18 protein-coding genes and 1 riboswitch are annotated in these 18,380 nt (G+C 65.4%); of the genes, 12 read left to right on the top strand and 6 right to left on the bottom strand.

From position 1 onward, the window contains the following. Positions 1 to 52: 52 nt before the first annotated feature. Both FJ471_RS12500 and FJ471_RS12495 read right to left on the bottom strand, forming a co-directional pair. Positions 53 to 1,222: a homoserine O-acetyltransferase gene (locus FJ471_RS12500; protein ID WP_140803462.1), complete on the bottom strand. Its 1,170-nt coding sequence runs from the start codon at positions 1,220 to 1,222 to the stop codon at positions 53 to 55. Between the two features lie 95 nt (positions 1,223 to 1,317). Beyond that, a riboswitch (SAM riboswitch) is annotated at positions 1,318 to 1,395 on the bottom strand. Between the two features lie 121 nt (positions 1,396 to 1,516). Continuing rightward, complete coding sequence (locus tag FJ471_RS12495) at positions 1,517 to 2,371, bottom strand: helix-turn-helix domain-containing protein (protein WP_140803461.1); 855 nt, start codon at positions 2,369 to 2,371, stop codon at positions 1,517 to 1,519. A 179-nt stretch (positions 2,372 to 2,550) separates the two neighbouring features. Here FJ471_RS12495 and FJ471_RS12490 point away from each other — a divergent pair, with 179 nt between their 5' ends. From FJ471_RS12490 to FJ471_RS12450, 9 genes are all read left to right on the top strand, one after another. Further along, positions 2,551 to 3,315: a phytanoyl-CoA dioxygenase family protein gene (locus tag FJ471_RS12490; protein WP_140803460.1), complete on the top strand. Its 765-nt coding sequence runs from the start codon at positions 2,551 to 2,553 to the stop codon at positions 3,313 to 3,315. 134 nt (positions 3,316 to 3,449) lie between these two features. Beyond that, on the top strand, positions 3,450 to 4,472 hold the full coding sequence (locus tag FJ471_RS12485) for an ABC transporter permease (RefSeq protein ID WP_140803459.1): 1,023 nt from the start codon (positions 3,450 to 3,452) through the stop codon (positions 4,470 to 4,472). Positions 4,473 to 4,622: 150 nt separating this feature from the next. Then, on the top strand, positions 4,623 to 5,591 hold the full coding sequence (locus FJ471_RS12480; RefSeq protein ID WP_140803458.1) for a sugar ABC transporter substrate-binding protein: 969 nt from the start codon (positions 4,623 to 4,625) through the stop codon (positions 5,589 to 5,591). 57 nt (positions 5,592 to 5,648) lie between these two features. Further along, a complete protein-coding gene (locus tag FJ471_RS12475; protein WP_140803457.1) occupies positions 5,649 to 7,166 on the top strand; it encodes a sugar ABC transporter ATP-binding protein in 1,518 nt (505 codons plus the stop codon). Positions 7,167 to 7,179: 13 nt separating this feature from the next. Continuing rightward, positions 7,180 to 8,130, top strand: coding sequence for a ribokinase (gene rbsK / locus FJ471_RS12470; protein ID WP_224668967.1), 951 nt, complete (start codon positions 7,180 to 7,182; stop codon positions 8,128 to 8,130). Then, positions 8,127 to 8,588 carry a D-ribose pyranase gene (gene rbsD, locus FJ471_RS12465; RefSeq protein ID WP_140803455.1) on the top strand — a complete coding sequence of 154 codons (462 nt, stop codon included), beginning with the start codon at positions 8,127 to 8,129 and terminating at the stop codon, positions 8,586 to 8,588. The genes rbsK and rbsD overlap by 4 nt, the downstream gene beginning before the upstream one ends. Before the next feature lie 2 nt (positions 8,589 to 8,590). After that, positions 8,591 to 9,421 carry a 3-methyl-2-oxobutanoate hydroxymethyltransferase gene (locus FJ471_RS12460; RefSeq protein WP_140803454.1) on the top strand — a complete coding sequence of 277 codons (831 nt, stop codon included), beginning with the start codon at positions 8,591 to 8,593 and terminating at the stop codon, positions 9,419 to 9,421. A 141-nt stretch (positions 9,422 to 9,562) separates the two neighbouring features. Next, positions 9,563 to 10,666: a histidinol-phosphate transaminase gene (gene hisC / locus FJ471_RS12455; RefSeq protein WP_140803453.1), complete on the top strand. Its 1,104-nt coding sequence runs from the start codon at positions 9,563 to 9,565 to the stop codon at positions 10,664 to 10,666. A 6-nt stretch (positions 10,667 to 10,672) separates the two neighbouring features. Continuing rightward, positions 10,673 to 11,608, top strand: coding sequence for a prephenate/arogenate dehydrogenase family protein (locus tag FJ471_RS12450; protein WP_181179351.1), 936 nt, complete (start codon positions 10,673 to 10,675; stop codon positions 11,606 to 11,608). Positions 11,609 to 11,770: 162 nt separating this feature from the next. On the opposite strand, the gene FJ471_RS12445 is transcribed toward FJ471_RS12450, so the two are convergent. Further along, positions 11,771 to 12,700: a sugar kinase gene (locus FJ471_RS12445; protein ID WP_140803451.1), complete on the bottom strand. Its 930-nt coding sequence runs from the start codon at positions 12,698 to 12,700 to the stop codon at positions 11,771 to 11,773. Positions 12,701 to 12,707: 7 nt separating this feature from the next. Beyond that, the gene (locus FJ471_RS12440) at positions 12,708 to 13,706 is read right to left on the bottom strand and encodes a DUF2125 domain-containing protein (RefSeq protein ID WP_140803450.1); all 999 of its coding nucleotides are present in this window, start codon (positions 13,704 to 13,706) and stop codon (positions 12,708 to 12,710) included. Positions 13,707 to 13,832: 126 nt separating this feature from the next. Here FJ471_RS12440 and FJ471_RS12435 point away from each other — a divergent pair, with 126 nt between their 5' ends. From FJ471_RS12435 to FJ471_RS12425, 3 genes are all read left to right on the top strand, one after another. Next, the gene (locus FJ471_RS12435; protein WP_140803449.1) at positions 13,833 to 14,354 is read left to right on the top strand and encodes a gamma-glutamylcyclotransferase; all 522 of its coding nucleotides are present in this window, start codon (positions 13,833 to 13,835) and stop codon (positions 14,352 to 14,354) included. Between the two features lie 207 nt (positions 14,355 to 14,561). Next, the gene (locus tag FJ471_RS12430; protein ID WP_140803448.1) at positions 14,562 to 15,509 is read left to right on the top strand and encodes an aldo/keto reductase; all 948 of its coding nucleotides are present in this window, start codon (positions 14,562 to 14,564) and stop codon (positions 15,507 to 15,509) included. A 255-nt stretch (positions 15,510 to 15,764) separates the two neighbouring features. After that, entirely contained in the window at positions 15,765 to 16,385 is a 621-nt protein-coding gene (locus FJ471_RS12425; protein ID WP_140803447.1) for a LysE family translocator, read from the top strand. On the opposite strand, the gene FJ471_RS12420 is transcribed toward FJ471_RS12425, so the two are convergent. Next, positions 16,386 to 17,180, bottom strand: a complete 795-nt coding sequence (locus FJ471_RS12420) for a 1-acyl-sn-glycerol-3-phosphate acyltransferase (RefSeq protein WP_140803446.1) — start codon at positions 17,178 to 17,180, stop codon at positions 16,386 to 16,388. 162 nt (positions 17,181 to 17,342) lie between these two features. Continuing rightward, positions 17,343 to 18,245 (bottom strand): LysR family transcriptional regulator, encoded by a 903-nt coding sequence (locus FJ471_RS12415; RefSeq protein WP_140803445.1) that lies wholly within the window; start codon positions 18,243 to 18,245, stop codon positions 17,343 to 17,345. Between the last annotated feature and the right edge of the window lie 135 nt (positions 18,246 to 18,380).

Here is an 18,380-nt window from a genome sequence, read left to right as displayed (position 1 = left end):
GCCTCCTGCGTGGCGCATGATCCCCGTCCGAAAGGCCCGCTGCGTTTCGGGGTCATGCGCTGAGCCCCCTGGCGCGGGCGGCCGACGCGATGAAGCCGTTGATGGCCGCGAACAGCTCCGGCTCGTCGAGCAGGAAGGCGTCGTGGCCGCGGTCGGTCTCGATCTCGACGAAGGAGACGGAAGCGCCCGCGGCGTTCAGGGCATGCACGATCGAACGGCTCTCCTCCGTCGGGAACAGCCAGTCGCTGGTGAAGGAGACCAGGCAAAAGCGCGTCTTGGTGCCGGCGAAAGCGTCGGCCAGGCGTCCGCCGTGATCGGCCGCAAGGTCGAAATAGTCCATGGCGCGGGTCAGATAAAGGTAGGAGTTGGCGTCGAAGCGGTCGACGAAGGTCATGCCCTGGTGGCGCAGATAGCTCTCGATCTGGAAATCGGCGTCGAAGCCGAAGGTCAGCGCCTCGCGGTCCTGCAGGTTGCGGCCGAACTTGCGGTGGAGCGCTGCTTCCGAAAGGTAGGTGATGTGGGCGGCCATGCGCGCGACGGCGAGCCCCTTTTCCGGGCGCTTGCCGAAATCGAGATATTTGCCGCCATGCCAGTCCGGATCGGCCATGACGGCCTGTCGGCCGACTTCGTGGAAGGCGATGTTCTGCGAGGAATGGCGGGCGCCGGTGGCGATCGGCAGGGCGCAGAACACGCGCCCCGGGTAGCTTGCGGCCCATTCCAGCACCTGCATGCCGCCCATCGAGCCGCCAAGCACGCAAAACAGCTTTTCGATGCCGAAATGATCGATGAGCATCGCCTGCGCGCGCACCATGTCGCGGATGGTGATGATCGGCAGGTCGAGGCCGTATGGCTTGCCGGTCGCCGGATTGGTCGAGGCCGGGCCGGTCGAGCCGAGGCAGCCGCCGACGACGTTGGAGCAGATGACGAAGAATCGGTTGGTGTCGATGATCTTGCCGGGGCCGATCAGCACCTCCCACCAGCCCGGCTTGCCGGTCACCGGGTTGGTGTTGGCGACGTGCTGGTCGCCAGTCAGCGCGTGACAGACGAGGATGGCGTTGGAGCGCGCGTCGTTGAGCGTGCCGTAGGTCTGGTAGGCGATCTGGAAAGGCGAAAGGATAGTGCCGGCATCGAGCTTCAGCGGCTTGTCCGGGCCGAACTGCAGCACCGGGCTCGACGGATGGTCGACCTCGTCCTTGGTTCTTGCAGCGCGCTGAGCGGCCATGTCCGTCCTCATCCTGTGCCGCATCGGTCTCGTCCGATGCGGTGTCCGGCCGGCAGCGGACAACAAAAAACCGGCATTGCCGTCGCAAAGCCGGTTACAGGTTGCAAACGGCCCTTTAGCGAGTTGTTTAACGTGGCTGCAAGCCGACCGGCCAAATCACCACGGGAGTCTGCAGACCTTCTAGGACCAGCGCCGCGCTTCGTCAACGGGTAGCCTCCTTGCCTGCTTCAACCGGTTCCCCGCACCGAGGTAGATTCTTGCTGGAAAGCCTTGCGGCAGCTTCGCGGAATCTGCTCAGCGCTTCGACGCAACGCCCAGTTCGCTGCGCCGCCAGGCCGAAGGCGAAATGCCGATGGATCGCTTGAATTCGCGGCCGAAATGATAGACGTCGCAAAAGCCGCATGTCTCGGCAATCTCGGCGATCGGCTGGTCGTCCTGCACCAGCAGCGACTGCGCGTGCATCAACCGCTCGCGCATCAGCCACTGATGCGGGCTAGTGCGAAGATAGCGCTGAAACATCCGCCGGGTCTGCGACGGCCCGAGCCCGGTGGCGGCTGACAGGGCCGACGCGTTCCATGCAAAACCGAGCGCCCCGCGCATCGCTTCGATCCCGGAAGCGAGCGGTTTCGGCAGGTCGTCGCTGTCGGGCCCCGCCAATGCGCGATCGATCAGGAGCAGGAATTCGGCAACCAGATGCGAAAGGCGCAGATCGAGGCTGGCGTCGCGGCGGCGCAACGCGGCAAACAGGCGCTCGAACCACGGGACTGGAGCCGTTCCCTCGGCGAAGGTGGCGCGCGGCGCGTCCTCTCCGAACAGCTTGCGCCGCAGGATGGCGGGCTCAGGCCCGTCCAGCCTGAACCAAAGCACTGTCCACGGATCCCGGGGATCGGCGGAATGGACATGAGGCGCCTCGTTCGCCATCCAGACCAGTTGACCAGGGCCGACGTCGATCCTTTGCCCAAGCGTTTCGACATAGCCGGCACCGGCAAGGCAATAGAGGATGTCCTGTCCGGGATAGATGGCGCGTTCTATCCGGTAATCCGACCCGGCGGCGACTTTTCCGGCGCGCAGCACGCTGAACGCGGCGCGGGTCCAGGCCGGGGCTGGCACATAGTGGAAACTCTCAATTACGGACGTCCTTTTTTGCATGCGCGTTTTATACAAAAAATGCGTTCCCTTTGTCCATTTTGTTCCCCGGTGGAGGGGCTAAATTTCTCTTCATGAGCCTGGCAATTCCGGCCGGAAACGAATCGGGACCGGGCCTTCAAAAAGGTTCAGGGGCGCCCGCGCGGCATCGCGGGACGCTCGGGGTTCCAGGGAGAATACCGATGCTCGCGATGACCAGACACGAGGCCGAACTCTACGCACGCGATGGCTACATCATTCGCCGTGGCCTGCTGGGCGCCGGCGAAGTCGCCAACTTTCGCGACCACGCCCGCAAGCAACTCGAAAAGGAGCAGAGCAATGGCGGCGTGATGTCCAAGGGCGACAAGGAGGGCAAGACCACGCTTTTGAAGATGTGGACCAAGGCCGAGGACGACAAATACGGCCTGCTGGCCCGCGACGAGCGCATGGTCGACCTGGCCGAGGACGCCGTCGGCAAGCCGATCTACCTCTACAGCCACAAGATGACGATGAAGCAGCCTAACGAAGGCGGCGCGTGGGAATGGCACCAGGACTTCGGCTACTGGTACAATTACGGCTGCCTGGCGCCGGAAATGATGAGCATCTACGTCGCGCTCGACAAGGCCACGCGCGAAAACGGCTGCCTTCAGGTGCTCAAGGGCACGCACAAGCTCGGCCGCCTCAACCATATCCGCGAGAATGACCAGACCAATGTCGAGCAGGAGCATCTCGAAGCGGCCCTCAAGCGCTTCGAGCACATCTATGTCGAGATGGAGGCGGGCGACGGCCTGATCTTCGACGGCAACCTGCTGCACCGCTCGGACGCGAACCGCTCCGACACATATCGCTGGGGCTACATCTGCTCCTACAACGCCGTGGAGAACGCGCCTTTCAAGAAGGTGCGCGAATACGGCAACTATGAACAATTGCGCAAGGTGCCTGCGGGCTCTTTCCAGCAGGCTTCGTAAGCAGGCCCGGCCGGGCGCAGGCCCGGCCTTGAGGACATCGATCCGGGCCTGGGCCCAGGCCACGGATCGATGGGAAGATGAAGAACAGCGACGGACGGCTGCAGCCGTCACGCCGCCGTCGAGGGAGGAATGGGATGGCCGATACGGTCAGGAGCGGCGCGCGCGCGGCAGCCGCAGGCCGGTTTGAATTGTCGCGACTCTTGCGGGTCCGTGAGGCTGGCGTGTTCATCGCGCTGGTCGTGATCTGCCTGTTCCTGACCTTCGCGACCGACGCCTTCCTCACCTCGCTGAACCTCTTGAACATAGGCCGTCAGGTTTCGCTGCTCGGGATCATGGCGGTCGGCATGACGTTCGTGCTGATCTCCGGCGAGGTGGATCTGTCCGTCGGATCGACCTACGCCTTCTCCGGGCTTGTCACCGGCATGCTGATCATCGCCGGCTGCGGGTTGCTGCCGGCGCTCGCGGTCGGCCTCTTCGCCGGCGCCGTCATCGGCGTCATCAACGGTATCCTGTCCACCTACGGCCGCCTGCCTTCGCTCATCGCCACGCTTGGCATGCTCAGCATCGTGCGCGGCGCCGCGCTCATCCTGACCAACGGCCAGCCCGTCACCGTCAACGCGCGCAACGGCGCGCTTCCCGACGTTCTCGAGACCTTCAGCTTCATGGGGCAGGGCTATCTGTTCAGCGTCATTCCGATGCAGCTCGTGTTCTTCGCCATCATCGCCGTGCTGGCATGGCTGGTGCTTTCCTATTCGAACTTCGGTTTCCGGGTGTATGCCGTGGGCGGCAGCGCCAAGGCGGCGCGCGTGTCGGGCATTTCCGTCAACACCGTGAAGATCTGGGCCTTCGTGCTGATGGGGCTGCTCGCCGCCTTCGCCGGCATCCTCAGCCTCGCCTTCCTGCCCAGCGGGCAGGCTGGCCGCACCGGCCTCGGGCTGGAGCTCGACGTCATTGCCGCGACCATCGTCGGCGGCGCCTCGCTGTCGGGCGGCGAGGGCACCATCCTTGGAACCATACTCGGCGTGCTGATCATCGGCGTGATGCGCAACGGCCTTGTGCTGATGGGTGTGTCGCCCTTCGTGCAGGAGCTGATGATCGGCCTCGTCATCATCATCGCCGTCGGCATCGATAAATGGACCACGCGCCGCGCGACCTAGAACCGGATCCAGGTTTCAGGCCGCAACTTGAAATCTGAATCCGGTTCTAAATCAAAGAGATAGAACATGATGTCGTCCGGAAACCGCTGCGCACTTTTCGGCATCATGCTCTGAGGGCAATCAAGCCAAACAAAAAAGGGAGGACTATCCATGAAAATCAGACACATCATTCTCGCGGCGGCGCTCAGCCTCTTGCCCGCGCTCGCGCATGCCGAGGCCAAGCTCGCCGATTTCTCGCTCGCCGACCGCATCAAGGCCAAGATCGCCGCCGGCCAACCGCTCGACATCTATGTTTCCTACCATGACGTCTCGAACGAGTTCGCGCCGTTCATGAAGGCCGGCGTCCAGCGCGCGGCGACCTCCGACAAGGTCAACGCGCAGTTCATCGGCCCGGTCGGCGCCGACGCCGACGGCCAGATCAGCGAGATCGAGACGCTGATGAGCAAGATGGACGGCCTGGCGATTTCGTCGGTGTCGACCGACGCGCTGGCGCCGCTGATCGACAAGGTGATCGCCGCCGGTATCCCGGTCGTCACCTTCAACACCGACAATCCCGAAAGCAAGCGCCTGGCTTTCGCCGGCCAGGACCTCGTGCAGTCGGGCCGCGAGGCCGGCAAGCTGATGGCCAAGGTCCTCGGCGGCAAGGGCAAGGTGATGATCACCACCATCGACGCCGCCGCCCAGTGGTCGCTCGATCGCGAAAAAGGCGCGCGCGAGGCGCTGAAGGCCGAGCCCGGCATCGAGGTGGTCAGCACGCTGAACACCGGCACCGATCCGCAGAAGATCTATTCGGCGATCGAGAACGCCATGCTGGCGAACCCCTCGATCTCCGGCGTCCTGTCGCTGGAATGCTGCTCCACTCCCGCAGCCGGCACCTGGGTCGAGCGCAACAAGGCCGCCGACAAGGTGAAGGTGGTCGGCTTCGACCTGCTCGACCAGACCGTGCAGCTCGTGCAGAGCGGCGACGTGCAGGCCACGATCGACCAGGCTCCGGAAAAGCAGGGCTTCGCCGCGGTCGACCTCATCGTCCAGTTCCTCAAGGGCCAGACGATCGAGAACCTCGACACCGGCGTCGGCGTCTACACCAAGGAGAACATCGCCGAGGTGGCCAAGAAGTAACAAGGCCAGCGTGACGGCCGGCGGGCCACAGGTCCCGCCGGCCGTCGAGCCAGCTCGATGACGGCCGCCCCCTCGCTCGCAAACATCGTCGAGATCGCCGGACTGACCAAGCGGTTCCCCGGCATGCTCGCGCTTGATCGTATTTCCGTCGGCTTCCGAGCCGGCGAGGTTCACGCCGTGATCGGCGAGAACGGCGCCGGCAAGTCGACCCTGATGAACATCCTGGCCGGCGACCTGCGCCCCGATGGCGGCAAGCTTCTGGTCGACGGCAGGGAGGTGAAACTGGCCTCCCCGCTCGACAGCCGCGCCCATGGCATCACCGTCGTCTACCAGGAGCTGGCGCTCTGCCCGACGATGAGCGTGGCCGAAAACATCATGATGTCGGACATGGCGGCGCGCTCGGCCGTTTCGCTGCTGCCACGCGACATGATGCGGCGGGAGGCGCGGGACGCGCTCACCCGGCTCGGCATGGGCGGCCTCGACCCCGACACCAAGGTCGGTCGTCTCTCGGTCGCCGAGATGCAGCTGGTCGAAATCGCCGGCGCCATCCGCCAGAAGGCCCGCGTGCTGGTGCTGGACGAGCCGAATTCGGCGCTTTCCAAACGCGAAAGCGAAAGGCTTTTCGAGGTCGTCAGGCAGCTTCGCGCCGAGGGCGTGACCATCATCTACGTATCGCACCATCTGCGCGAGGTGCTGGATATAGCCGACCGCGTCACGGTGATGCGCGATGGCCGTACGATCGTCACGTTGGACAATGAGGGCCTGTCGGAGGACCAACTCATCCGGGCCATGGTCGGCCGCGACCTCGATGCCGCCCTGCAATGGTCGCTTCAGGTCGAGCCCAGGCCTGAGGACGAGGACGCCGTGCTGAAGGTCGAGAACCTCGAGGCGGAGGGGCTGGAGGACGTCAGCTTCAGCGTGCGCGCCGGCGAGATCCTCGGCATCGGCGGACTTCCCGATTCCGGCAAGGACGCACTTGGCGACGCGCTTTTCGGGCTCTGCGCCCGGCGTGGCAAGGTCACCATAGACGGCAAGGAACTGCGCGGCGCCGATCCGCTCGCCGCGATCCGCCTCGGCATGTCCTTCGTTCCGGCCGACCGGCGCGGTTCCGGCGGCCTGCTGCAGATGAGCGTGGCCGACAATGTCGTCTCCGCCTCGCTGGCGCGCTTTTCGCTGGCCGGCTTCGTGCGGCGCGGCGCGGTGAAACGCGAGGCGCGCGCCCAGGTCGCGCGGCTCGATGCGCGGATTTCACATCTTGGCCAGAAACTGGGAACGCTTTCGGGCGGCAACCAGCAGAAGATCATCCTCGGCCGCAGCCTCGTCACCAATCCGCGCGTGCTGGTGCTTCACGAGCCGACGCGCGGCATCGACGTCGGCGCCAAGGCGGAAATCTACTCGATCCTGCGCGGCATCGCCGGCGAAGGCATGGCGATCGTCATGATCTCGTCGGAGATACCGGAGTTGATCATGAATGCCGAACGAGTGCTTGTGCTGCGCGACGGCCGCCTGTCTGGTGAACTCACTGGCCAGGCTATCAACGAGACGGCGATCCTCGCGCGCGCCATGACATCCTGAGACGGGAATGCGGATGACCAAGCCAAAGATAACCATCGTCGGCAGCTTCGCGGTCGGGCTGACCATGCGGGCACCCAAGCTGCCCATTTTCGGCGAAACCATGCTCGGCACCGATTTCGACATGGGTCCGGGCGGCAAGGGCTCCAACCAGGCCGTTGCAACGGCGCGTCTGGGCGCGTCGTCGTCGCTGCTCGCCATCCTCGGTACCGACAAGCTCGCCAGCATCGCCACCGATCTCTATGCGGCCGAAGGCGTCGACACCAGCCTCGTGACCACGCGGACGGAGCGGGCGACCGGCGTCGGCTTCATCATCCTCAACAACAAGGGCGAGAACTTCATCATCCTCGACATGGGCGCCAACGAGCTGATGGACGCGGCCACGGTCGACACGGCCGAGGCGCGCATCGCCGAGAGCGATGTCGTGATGACCGTTCTGGAGGTGCCGACGGCCGCCGCCACGCGGGCGATGGAGCTTGGCCGCAAGCATGGCGCAAGGACGATCCTCAACCCGGCGCCGGCGCGCCAGCTGCCGGACACGATCTTCGCCTGGGTCGATTACCTCACTCCGAATGAAAGCGAACTGCGCATCTTGCTCGGCCTGCCCGCCGACGATCCGCGGTCCTCGCGCGAGCTCGCCCGGGAATTGCGGCGGCGCGGCGTGCGCAACGTCGTCGTCACACTCGGCCGCAGCGGCGCGCTCATCCTGACCGACGAGATCGACGTCATGGTGCCGGCGGTGCCGGTGGAGGTCACCGACACGACCGGTGCGGGCGATGCCTTCAATTCGGGCTTCGCCATGGCGCTTGCCGAAGGCCGCGACATCGTCGACGCCGTGCGTTTCGGCGTCGTCTGCGGCGCGATCGCCTGCACCAGGCTCGGCGTCATTCCCGGCCTGCCCCAGCGCGCCCAGGCCGACGCGCTTTATGCCGAAGCCATGAAAACCGTGTGGAAGGAGCAACCGTGAACCGCAACCGACTGCTTAACGCCGAACTCGCTCACGCCATCGCCTCCATGGGGCATGGCGACCTGATGATCGTCTGCGACGCGGGTTTTCCCATTCCGTCGAGCGCATGGCGCATCGACCTCGCGATCGCGCCCGACATTCCCGATCTCGAGACCGTGCTGACGCCGATCGCGGCCAACCTGATCGCCGAACGCATCGCCTATGCCGACACGCTGCCGGTGCACAACGCGCCGCTGCTCGCGAAGGTGAAGCGGCTGTTCCCGGACGCCGACCATGAAACCGTCAAGCACGAGGCCATTCTCGGCGAGATGGCCGCCAAGGCCAAGGTGATCGTGCGCACCGGCGCCTTCGACCCCTGGGGCAACATCCTGCTCTATTCCGGTGTCGATGTCCCGGCCTGGTTCTCCAAGCCCGGCGTTGTCGCCCCCGACTACTACGCCAAGAAACTCAAGGGCTGAGCGTGCCGAAGATCTTCGATTTCGGCGGGCGCGAGGTCGAGCGGAGCATCACCGTCGCCGGCCTGCGCGCATTGCGGCAGGCCGGCCGGCGCGTCGCCCAGGTGACCGCCGAGACGGCGGCCGAGGCGGCCGCGGCCGAGGCGGCCGGCATCGAGATGGTCGTCTGCCGGGCGGCCAATGTTGCCCGCGTCCGCGAAGGATCGCGCCGCGTCTTCGTGACGGCCGCGCTCGGCTTCGCCGACGCGGTGACCGGCGACGAAATCCTGCGCACCGCTTTTTCGGCGATCACTTCCGGCGCGGACGCCGTCATCACCGGACGCGGCTTCGACACGGTGCGCATGCTGGCCAATGAGCGGATACCGGTCATGGGCCATCTCGGTTTCGTGCCGCGCAAATCGACCTGGGTCGGCGGCATCCGGGCGGTCGGCAAGACCGCGGCCGAGGCGGTCGAGCTCTGGGGTCAGTTCCGGCGACTGGAGGATGCCGGCGCCTTCGCGGTCGAGTGCGAGATCATTCCGGCGGCGCTGATGGCGGAAATCCACCGCCGCACCGCGCTGGTGACCGTGTCGCTCGGCTCAGGCGCCGAGCCGGACGTAATCTTCCTGTTCACGTCGGACATCTGCGGCGAGTCGACCCGGCTCCCCCGCCATGCGCGGGCCTGGGGCAATCTGGCCGCGTTGCATCGGCAGATACGCGATGCCCGGATCGACGCGCTCACCGCCTTCCGCAAGGAGGTCGACGGCGGCAGCTACCCCGGCAAGGCCGAGATCGCGGCCATTGCCGAAGAGGAGTTGGAGGGGTTCCGCGCCGTCGTCGATTCGACGAAGCCATGACTGGTCTTTGAGACCCGGCGCGATTTCAAGGCCCCGATCCTCGCGGGCGGTCCGCATAGGCCAGGCGCCGGCACTCGACATTCCAGCCCGTGGCCTGTATTTCCGCTGCGGCCTTGAAGGCCTTCTCGACGGATTTGTGACATGAAGCAGGATCAGCCCCGTCCGACGCCCCGCGCGGGCATCATGGACATCGAGGCCTATGTGCCGGGAAAAAGCACCGCGCCGGCCGGCGTGACGAAAGTCTACAAGCTGTCGTCGAACGAAAACCCGCTCGGGCCTTCGCCGAAGGCGATCGAGGCCGCGCGCGAAGTGGCGGCGAAGCTCGACGTCTATCCAGACGGCACGGCGCGGCGGCTGCGCGAGGCGATCGCCGAGGTGCATGGGCTGAACCCGGCCAACATCATCTGCTCCAACGGCTCCGACGAGATCCTGGGGCTGCTGGCGCAGACCTATCTCGCGCCGGGCGACGAGGCCGTGTTCACCGAGCACGCCTTTATGGTCTACAAGATCTACATCCAGGCGGCGGGCGCCAAGCCGGTGGCGGTCAAGGAAACCGACGAGCGCGCCGACATCGACGCGATCTTGGCCGCGGTGACGCCGGCGACGCGGATCGTGTTCCTCGCCAATCCCAACAATCCGACCGGCACCTATGTGCCGTTCCAGGAAGTGCGCCGGCTGCACGCGGCATTGCCGAAGGATGTGCTCCTGGTGCTCGACGCGGCCTATGCCGAATATGTGCGGCGCAACGACTACGAAGCCGGCATCGAGCTGGCGGGCAGCTCCGAGAACGTGGTTATGACCCGCACCTTCTCCAAGCTCGGCCTTGGCGGCGCGCGCATCGGCTGGATGTACGGGCCGGCGCATATCGTCGATGCGATCAACCGCATCCGCGGTCCGTTCAACGTCAATGCCACCGCGATCGAAGCTGGCATCGCCGCGATCCGCGACCGCGCCCATATCGAGCGCAGCGTGACGCATAACGAGAAATGGCTGACCTGGCTGAGCGCGGAGCTGACCGAGCTCGGCCTGCGCGTCACGCCCAGCGTCGGCAATTTCGTGCTGATCCATTTTCCCGACGGCAAGAAGCATTCGGCGGCGGCAGCGGACGATTATCTCAGCGCGCGCGGTTACATCCTGCGCCGCGTCACCGGCTACGGTTTCCCCAATGCGCTGCGCATGAGCATCGGCACCGAAGAGGCCAATCGCGGCGTCATCGACGCGCTCAAGACCTTCTTGAAAAGCTAGAACGCCATGACATCACCGATGTTCGAGAAAATAGCGCTGGTCGGCATCGGCCTGATCGGCTCGTCGCTCGCCCGCGTCATCCGCCGCGAGGGCCTTGCCAGGCACATCGCCATCGCGACGCGCAGCGCTTCGACGCTGAAGCGCGCCGAGGAGCTGGGCCTTGGCGGTTCCTACACCACGGATGCAAAAGAAGCGGTGCGCGATGCCGGCCTCGTCATCGTCTCGGTGCCGGTCGGCTCGTCCGGCGAGGTCGCGGCCGAGATCGCACCGGCGCTGAAGAAAGGCGCCATCCTGACCGATGTCGGCTCGACCAAGGCCTCGGTGATCGCGCAAATGCAGCCGCATGTGCCGGAAGGGGTGCACTTCATCCCCGGTCACCCGCTGGCCGGCACGGAAAAGTCCGGACCCGATGCCGGCTTCGCCGACCTCTTCGAGAACCGCTGGTGTATCTTCACGCCGCTGCCGGGCACCGATCCCGCGGCGCTCGAGACGCTTTCGGAATTCTGGCGGCGCTGCGGCTCCAACATCGACACGATGGACCCGCAGCATCACGACATGACGCTCGCGATCGTGTCGCATCTGCCGCATATCATCGCCTACAACATCGTCGGCACGGCGGACGACCTGGAGGCGGTGACCAAGAGCGAAGTCATCAAGTATTCCGCCTCCGGTTTCCGCGATTTCACCCGTCTTGCCGCCTCCGATCCGACCATGTGGCGGGACGTGTGCCTGCACAACAAGGACGCGATCCTGGAGATGCTGGCGCGTTTCTCGGAGGATCTCGCGTCGCTGCAGCGGGCGATCCGCTGGGGCGACGGCGAGAAGCTGTTCGACCTCTTCACCCGCACCCGCGCCATCCGCCGCTCGATCATCGAGGCCGGCCAGGACATCGATGTGCCGGACTTTGGCCGCCAGGCGGTCGAGCACCCGAAAGGGAGCTGATATTCAGGTGAGGCCGGCCTGCAAATGACGGCTTTCTGCACTTCCGGTGCTCACGTACGAAAAGTACGCTCCGCTCCGGTTCTCGAAATCCGCCCAGTTTGGTCGCTTCGCGCCCGTCTTCGACTCCGACTCGGCCTGACCTGAATCTCAACACCCTTTGCGTTATTGCGATGCCGGCCAGTGCGCCGCCATCATGGCCAGCGTTTCGGCGCGATCCGGCGCGCCGAGGCGGCCGCCGAAGCGCAGGCATTTGAGCGCGGCGGCGGCGCTGGCGAAGCGCAGGGCTTCCTCCATCGGCATGGCCTCGGCGAGGCCGACGGCGAAGGCGCCGTGGAAGACGTCGCCAGCGGCAAGCGTGTCAATCGCCTTGACCTTCGGCGCCTGGACATGGCGCACGCGCGCGGTCGCCCGGTCGTGCCACCAGGTGCCGGCCGCGCCGCCGGTCACCGCGACGAAGGCATCGGTGCGCGAGGCGAGGTCGGCGCAGGCGCTTTCGGGGTCGAGCGCGTGGCCGCAGACGATGCGCGCCGCAGGCTCGGAGGCGACGATGTGCGAAGCCAGGGGCAGCAGGCGCTCCAGCACCTCGACGGGTGCTGTGTCGGCATCCAGGATCGCCGGGCGGCCGATCGACCTCGCCGCGCTCAGAGCAAGTGCTGCGGCCCCCGGCCAGCGGACATCCACCAGCACGGCGTCGAAAGCGGAGAAGTCGGCGAGCGGCAGAGCCTCGGGATCGGCTTGCGCCTTTTTGTCGTAGAAGGGGACGATGATGCGCTCGCCATGCGCATCGACCAGGATGGCGGCCAGCGCCGAACGCGCGCCGGCGACGCGGCGGATGAGGCTGCAGTCGATGCCTTCGGCCTCGATGTCGGCAATCAGCTGGTCGCCGACCGGATCGTCGCCCGCGCTCGCCCATAGCGAGACGTCGGCGCCGAGGCGCCGCGCGGCGCAGGCGGCGCTCGTCGCCATGCCGGAGGCGATCTGGACGCCGTCGCTGGCGATGAACTTGCCTTGATGCGCAGGCAGCGTCTCGACGCGAAGGATCGTGTCGAGGGTGAAGGCGCCGACGCTGAGCAGTCTTACAGGGCCCGTCATCGCCAAGTTACTCGAGCGGCTTGATCTTGCCGAGCGGGATGAAGCCCAGCGAGGCCTTGCCCTTGACGATCTTGAGCGGCAAGGACGGCTCCTTGCCAAGCATGGCAATGGCGGCAAAGCCCTGCTCGATTTCGCTTTTGTGCTCCGGCATGGCGCCGCCAAGGATGGTCGCCACCGCCTTGGGGTCCTTGAGCTTGATCGTCAGGCTTGCGTCGATCAGGCCTTCCGTGTCGACGGAGACCGGTCCGGACACGGTGATCCGCGCCGTGCCGGATGACAGGTCGAGCCTGGCGATGTCGATCGACTGGCCGCGCAGGCTTTTCGGCGGCGCGGCGATCAGCGCCACCCCGTCCTTCAGCGTGACGTCGCCACTGCCGTCCAGCGCCGGCAGCACGCGTCCGTCGATAGCATCCGCATTGATCTCCAGATCGCCGAAGCTGCCGACATAGTTGATGTCCTGTCCGATTGGCTGCAATTGGCCGGCGGCCTTGCCGGCGCTGAACAATTGCATCGGGTCCGTGTCGTCCTGCGGATCGGTCTGACCGTTCAGGCCTTCAGCCCGCAGCGAGACACTGCGCGGCAGCGGCCACCACACTTTGACATTGGCCTGCAGCTGGTCCCAGTCGATCCAGAGCGGCGGCATGCCGGGCGCCATCGTCCGCAGCGGCCCGCGCAGATCGGCGACCGGCGACAAGGGCCCGGTGATCCCGGCGACGGCGTTGAAGCTTCCGGTGGAGGCGGCGACCTTGCGGGCGTCGTCCTCATAGGCGATGTTGTCGCAGGAGACCGTGAAGCTCATCGGGTAGCCGCTGACGGCGAGGTTGGCGCAGCCGGCGGCGATGCCCTTGCCGCCCAGTCTTGCGACCGCCTGGTCGGCCTCGGTCTTCAGCCTGTCGGCGAGATAGAACCAGCCGCCGCTGTAAATGGCGAACAGCACGATGAGGAATGCGGCAAGCCAGAACAGCCGGCGGCGAAGTTTGGGCGATCGCTCGTCACTTGACGTCATACTGCGGCTCTCGTTAACCCCTCATCTTGGCGAGCGGGCATTCACTCTCACGCAAACAAGCGGGCGACAGAAGAAGCACCTCGGCGGTGCGGTGTCGTTCACTCGAATGCGATCAGGCTTGGCGATATGGGCGATTTTTGGGTTTTTGGCTATGGGTCGCTGATCTGGCGGCCTGGATTTGCCCATGTCGAGACATGTCGGGCCCGGCTTTACGGCTATCGCCGCTCGCTTTGCGTCTATTCCTTCGTGCATCGCGGCACGCGCGCGCGGCCGGGCCTGGTGCTCGGCCTCGACCGGGGCGGTTCCTGCATCGGCCTCGCCTACCGCGTTCCGGGCAATTTGCGCGACGAGGTGCTTTCCTACCTGCGCGAACGCGAGCTGGTGACCAGCGTCTATCTCGAACGCATGCTCGATGTCCGGCTGGATGGCGGCGGTTCGGTCGAGGCGGTCGCCTACACCGTCGACCGGCAGCATGAGCAGTATGCCGGCGGGCTCGATGCCGATCACGCCGCAGAGGTCGTTCGCGGCGCCGTCGGCCAGTCAGGCCGGAACGAGGACTATGTCTTGAGCACGCTCGATCACCTCGAGGCGCTCGGCATCCGCGATCACTGGCTGGAGGAGGTGGGCCGTCGGGTAGCGCCTTCGTGAAGTGCATTTCCGGCGAAAAAGATCGCCTGCAATGCTCCTTGTCCTAGCGCAATTCCGGACGCAAAACCGCTACGGACTTTTGCTGGAATTGCTCTGGTCCGATCAAAAAGCAAAACCATGCCTTTGACCTCGGCCGGGCACGACCTAGCTTAGCGGCAACTCCCATCCCTGGGCATCAGGCCCGTTCCAGCACCACGGAGATCAGTCTTGCAGAAACGCCGTCTCGGTCGCACCGACCTTTCCATCGCGCCGCTGGTCCTGGGCGGAAACGTCTTCGGCTGGACCGCCGACGAGAAGACCTCCTTCGACCTGCTCGACCGGTTCGTCGGGGCAGGCCTGAACGCCATCGATACGGCCGACGCCTATTCGCGCTGGGTTCCCGGCAACAAGGGCGGCGAATCGGAAACCATCATCGGCAATTGGATGAAAAGCCGCGGCAACCGCGACAAGGTGGTCGTCATCACCAAGGTCGGCTCCGACATGGGCCAAGGCAAGAAGGACCTCTCCGCCGCCTATATCGAAAAGGCGGTCGACGCGTCGCTGAAGCGGCTGCAGGTCGATGTCATCGACCTCTATCTGTCGCACTGGCCGGATCCGGCCACGCCTTACGAGGAGACGCTCGGCGCCTATCAGCGGCTGCTTGAAAAGGGCAAGATCCGCTATGCCGGCTGCTCCAATCTCGATGCCGGGCAGTTGCGCGCGGCACTCGACGTCGCCAGCCTGCGCAGCCTGCCGCGTTACGAGGTGCTGCAACCCGAATACAATCTGTACGACCGCTCGTCGCTCGACGGACCGCTGCTCGACCTCTGCAAGGCCGAGGATATCGGCGTCATCACCTATTTCAGCCTGGCCAAGGGATTTTTGAGCGGCAAATACCGCGGCAAAGGCGATCTCGGGCAAAGCGCGCGCGGCGAGGACGTGGCCGAGTATCTCAACGAGCGCGGCATGCGCATCCTCTCCGCGCTCGATGGGCTCGCCGAGCGCCATTCGGCCAAGCAGGCGGAAGTGGCGCTGGCCTGGATCATCGCGCGGCCGGGCGTCACGGCGCCGATCGCCAGCGCCACGACGCCAGCCCAGATGGACAGCCTGATCCGCGCCGCGTCGCTCAAGCTTTCGGCGGATGACATCGGGGCGCTCGACCGCGCCAGTTCCTAAGGCGTGTTGATCTTCGGTTGAGGCCGGTCTGCAAATGCCGGCTTCCTGCGCTTCCGGTGCTCACGTACTTAAGTACGCTCCGCTCGGGTTCTCGGAAGCCACCCAGTTTGGTCGCTTCGCGCCCGTCTTCGACTCCGACTCGGCCTGCCCCGAATCTCAACGCGCCTTAACGCCGTGGGCGTTGTGCACGATCGTCCAAGACGGCCATGACCGATCTTTCGTAAATCCTGTCGCATCGCGTCAGGAGAGTTCGGCATGGCCGGTGGCGTTCTGGCTGAGACGCAGCCCTGGCAGCAATTGCTGGCGCTGATCGTGGCAGCAACTGTCGTCATGGGCAGCCCAGGGCCATCGACCATCAGTGTCACAGCCGTCGGAGCGGCGTTCGGCCTGCGTTCCTCGCTGGGCTACGCGTCAGGGCTCGTGCTTGGAACGATCGCCGTGCTGTTGGTCGTGGCGGCCGGCATCGTCGGCATGCTTGCTTCGATGCCTGGGCTGGCCAAGGTTCTGACCATCCTCTCGGCCGTCTACATCCTTTATCTCGCTTTCAAGATTGCGACGGCGCCGCCGCTGGTCGAAAGCAGAAGGCAAGCGGCACGTCCGACCTTTGCCGGTGGCTTCGCGCTCGCCGTCGCCAATCCGAAGGCTTATGTGGCGATCGCCGCCGTCTTTGCCGGCGCTTCGTCGCAAGCCGATGCGTTGGGTGGTTCCGCCAAACTGCTGGTGCTTACAGGGATGATTGTTGTCATCCATGCGGCGTGGCTGCTCGCTGGAACCGCCTTTGCGCGCTTCCTGCGTCATCCGCTGGCGTCGCGGGTCATCAACCTGGTGTTTGCCGCGACGCTGGTGCTGACGACCCTGCTGGCAGCGCTGCGTTAGTCAGGCCTTCGCGGTTACGCCAAGTTCCGCAAGCCGCTTCAGCGCCGTCGGCGGCATGGGCGGCGGGTTCGGCGTCTGCGCCGCCTCGACGAGCATCTGGTCGCAGGCGGCCTCGGTCTCGCCGATCAGCCGCTGCATGAATTCGTCCTTGCCGAGACCGGGCGGGATCGCGGGCAGGAAGCGGGCCTTGATGGTGCCGGGATAGCGCAGGAACTTGCGGCGCGGCCAGTAGAGGCCGGCGACATGGGCGACCGGCACCACTGGCACGCCCAGTTGCGAATAGATCTCGACGATGCCGTATTTGTAGGACGGCTCGGCGCCCGGCGGGCGGCGCGTGCCTTCGGGATAGATGATGAGCTGGCGCGGGTTGCGGTCCATCTCCTGCCTGGTCGCGGTGACGACTGCCTTCAGCGCCTTCGAGCGGCTGCCGCGGTCGACCGGGATCATGCGCATCTTCATGATGTACCAGCCGAAGAAGGGGATCCAGGTCAGCTCGCGCTTCAGGATATAGAGCGCGTCGTCGAGATAGGGGAAGAAGGCGATCGCGTCCCAGAAGGACTGGTGCTTCGGCGCCAGGATGAAGGACCCCTCGGGCAGGTTCTCGACGCCGGTGATCTCGCTCTTGGTCGCGGCGATCTTGTCATAGAGCCACATCGAGGTGCGCGACCAGAATTTTGGCACGAACCAGGCGCGGTGGCGCGGCGCGAGGAAGTAGAAAGGCGTCCAGAAGATCATCTGGACGATCAGGCTGAGATAGAAGACGATGTTGAACGCCAGCGAGCGGATGATGAGCATGCAAGGGGCCCGTGAGGAAGTGTGCGTTGGTTACACCAAGCGGCGGCAAAAAGGAAACGGCACGGTGGTCGAATGCCGGCCACTCTTGTTTGGCGGAATTCCGGACGGAGGGTTACGGCGAAGTCGCCGAACCTGACCGCGATGCACTTTTCCTGGAATTGCTTACAATGACCGCGCCAGCCGCTCCTTAAGGCGCGGCGCGGCGAAATCGAGGAAGGCGCGCAGCTTCACCGGCAGCCTACCTTGGCCGGCATGGACGAGGCTCACCGGCCAGGGTGGCGGCTCGAACGGCTCCAGCACCACCCGCAGCGCGCCGGAGCGCACCGCGGCATCCGCCTGGTAGGAGAGCACTTTCGTCAGGCCAAGCCCGGCAATCGCTGCATCGATCGCCGCCTCGGCGGTATTGACCTGCAGGCGCGAGCGGACCGGGACCGTGGTTTCTGTCTTGCCCGTTCCGAAACTCCATGTCGCCGGAGCGGCAAGGCCTTCGAAGGTGACGCAGTTGTGGCCCGCGAGCTCCGGCGGTTTCTCCGGCGTGCCATGCAAGGCGAGGTAGGCGGGGCTTGCGCAGACGATGCGGCGGATCGAGCTGACGCGGATCGCGACCATGGCCGAATCCGGCAGTTCGCTGATGCGCACCGCCAGATCGATATGCTCCTCGACCAGTTGGGTGATCCGGTCCGACAGGGTCAGGCGGACATCCACTTGCGGATAGACGGCGAGGAACCCGGTGATCACCGGCAGCACATGCAGGCGGCCGAAGACGACCGGCGCAGCGATGACCAGCTCGCCGGTCGGGCTCGAATATTCACCGGCCGCGGTGCGCTCGGCCTCGCTCACCTCGTCGAGGATACGGCGACAGGCGGCGAAGTAGGACTGGCCTGCATCGGTCAGCGTCAGCCGCCGCGTCGAGCGGTTGAGCAGACGCGTCGTCAAGTGCTTCTCCAGTTCGGAAAGCTTTCTGCTGACGGTCGCCAGCGGCACGCCGGCGCGGCGCGCCGCGGCGGATAGGCTGCCGGCCTCCACCGTGGCGACGAACAGGGACATGGCGTCGAGGCGGTCCATTATTCTTCCGAAATCTGGAAAGATAGGTTGCGAATATGCTCTCTACATCCGATTTTCGGAAGAGGCTAAAGGACGTGCCATCCTGTCTAGAGCCGGATGATTTCAGGTCGAATCGACCTGAAATCTGAATCCGTC

It is taken from the genome of Mesorhizobium sp. B2-7-1, from assembly GCF_006440735.1.
In the GTDB taxonomy this organism is placed as follows: Bacteria; Pseudomonadota; Alphaproteobacteria; order Rhizobiales; family Rhizobiaceae; genus Mesorhizobium.
The sequence above is the reverse complement of the archived record's forward strand: the minus strand, read 5'-3'. Positions and strand labels throughout refer to the sequence as shown.

Excerpts from the sequence above, each read along its gene's own strand:
- FJ471_RS12500 (WP_140803462.1), bottom strand. The coding sequence starts at position 1,222 with ATGGCCGCTCAGCGCGCTGCAAGAACCAAGGACGAGGTCGACCATCCG.
- FJ471_RS12495 (WP_140803461.1), bottom strand. The coding sequence starts at position 2,371 with ATGCAAAAAAGGACGTCCGTAATTGAGAGTTTCCACTATGTGCCAGCC.
- FJ471_RS12490 (WP_140803460.1), top strand. The coding sequence starts at position 2,551 with ATGCTCGCGATGACCAGACACGAGGCCGAACTCTACGCACGCGATGGC.
- FJ471_RS12485 (WP_140803459.1), top strand. The coding sequence starts at position 3,450 with ATGGCCGATACGGTCAGGAGCGGCGCGCGCGCGGCAGCCGCAGGCCGG.
- FJ471_RS12480 (WP_140803458.1), top strand. The coding sequence starts at position 4,623 with ATGAAAATCAGACACATCATTCTCGCGGCGGCGCTCAGCCTCTTGCCC.
- FJ471_RS12475 (WP_140803457.1), top strand. The coding sequence starts at position 5,649 with ATGACGGCCGCCCCCTCGCTCGCAAACATCGTCGAGATCGCCGGACTG.
- rbsK (WP_224668967.1), top strand. The coding sequence starts at position 7,180 with ATGACCAAGCCAAAGATAACCATCGTCGGCAGCTTCGCGGTCGGGCTG.
- hisC (WP_140803453.1), top strand. The coding sequence starts at position 9,563 with ATGAAGCAGGATCAGCCCCGTCCGACGCCCCGCGCGGGCATCATGGAC.
- FJ471_RS12450 (WP_181179351.1), top strand. The coding sequence starts at position 10,673 with ATGACATCACCGATGTTCGAGAAAATAGCGCTGGTCGGCATCGGCCTG.
- FJ471_RS12445 (WP_140803451.1), bottom strand. The coding sequence starts at position 12,700 with ATGACGGGCCCTGTAAGACTGCTCAGCGTCGGCGCCTTCACCCTCGAC.
- FJ471_RS12440 (WP_140803450.1), bottom strand. The coding sequence starts at position 13,706 with ATGACGTCAAGTGACGAGCGATCGCCCAAACTTCGCCGCCGGCTGTTC.
- FJ471_RS12435 (WP_140803449.1), top strand. The coding sequence starts at position 13,833 with ATGGGCGATTTTTGGGTTTTTGGCTATGGGTCGCTGATCTGGCGGCCT.
- FJ471_RS12425 (WP_140803447.1), top strand. The coding sequence starts at position 15,765 with ATGGCCGGTGGCGTTCTGGCTGAGACGCAGCCCTGGCAGCAATTGCTG.
- FJ471_RS12420 (WP_140803446.1), bottom strand. The coding sequence starts at position 17,180 with ATGCTCATCATCCGCTCGCTGGCGTTCAACATCGTCTTCTATCTCAGC.
- FJ471_RS12415 (WP_140803445.1), bottom strand. The coding sequence starts at position 18,245 with ATGGACCGCCTCGACGCCATGTCCCTGTTCGTCGCCACGGTGGAGGCC.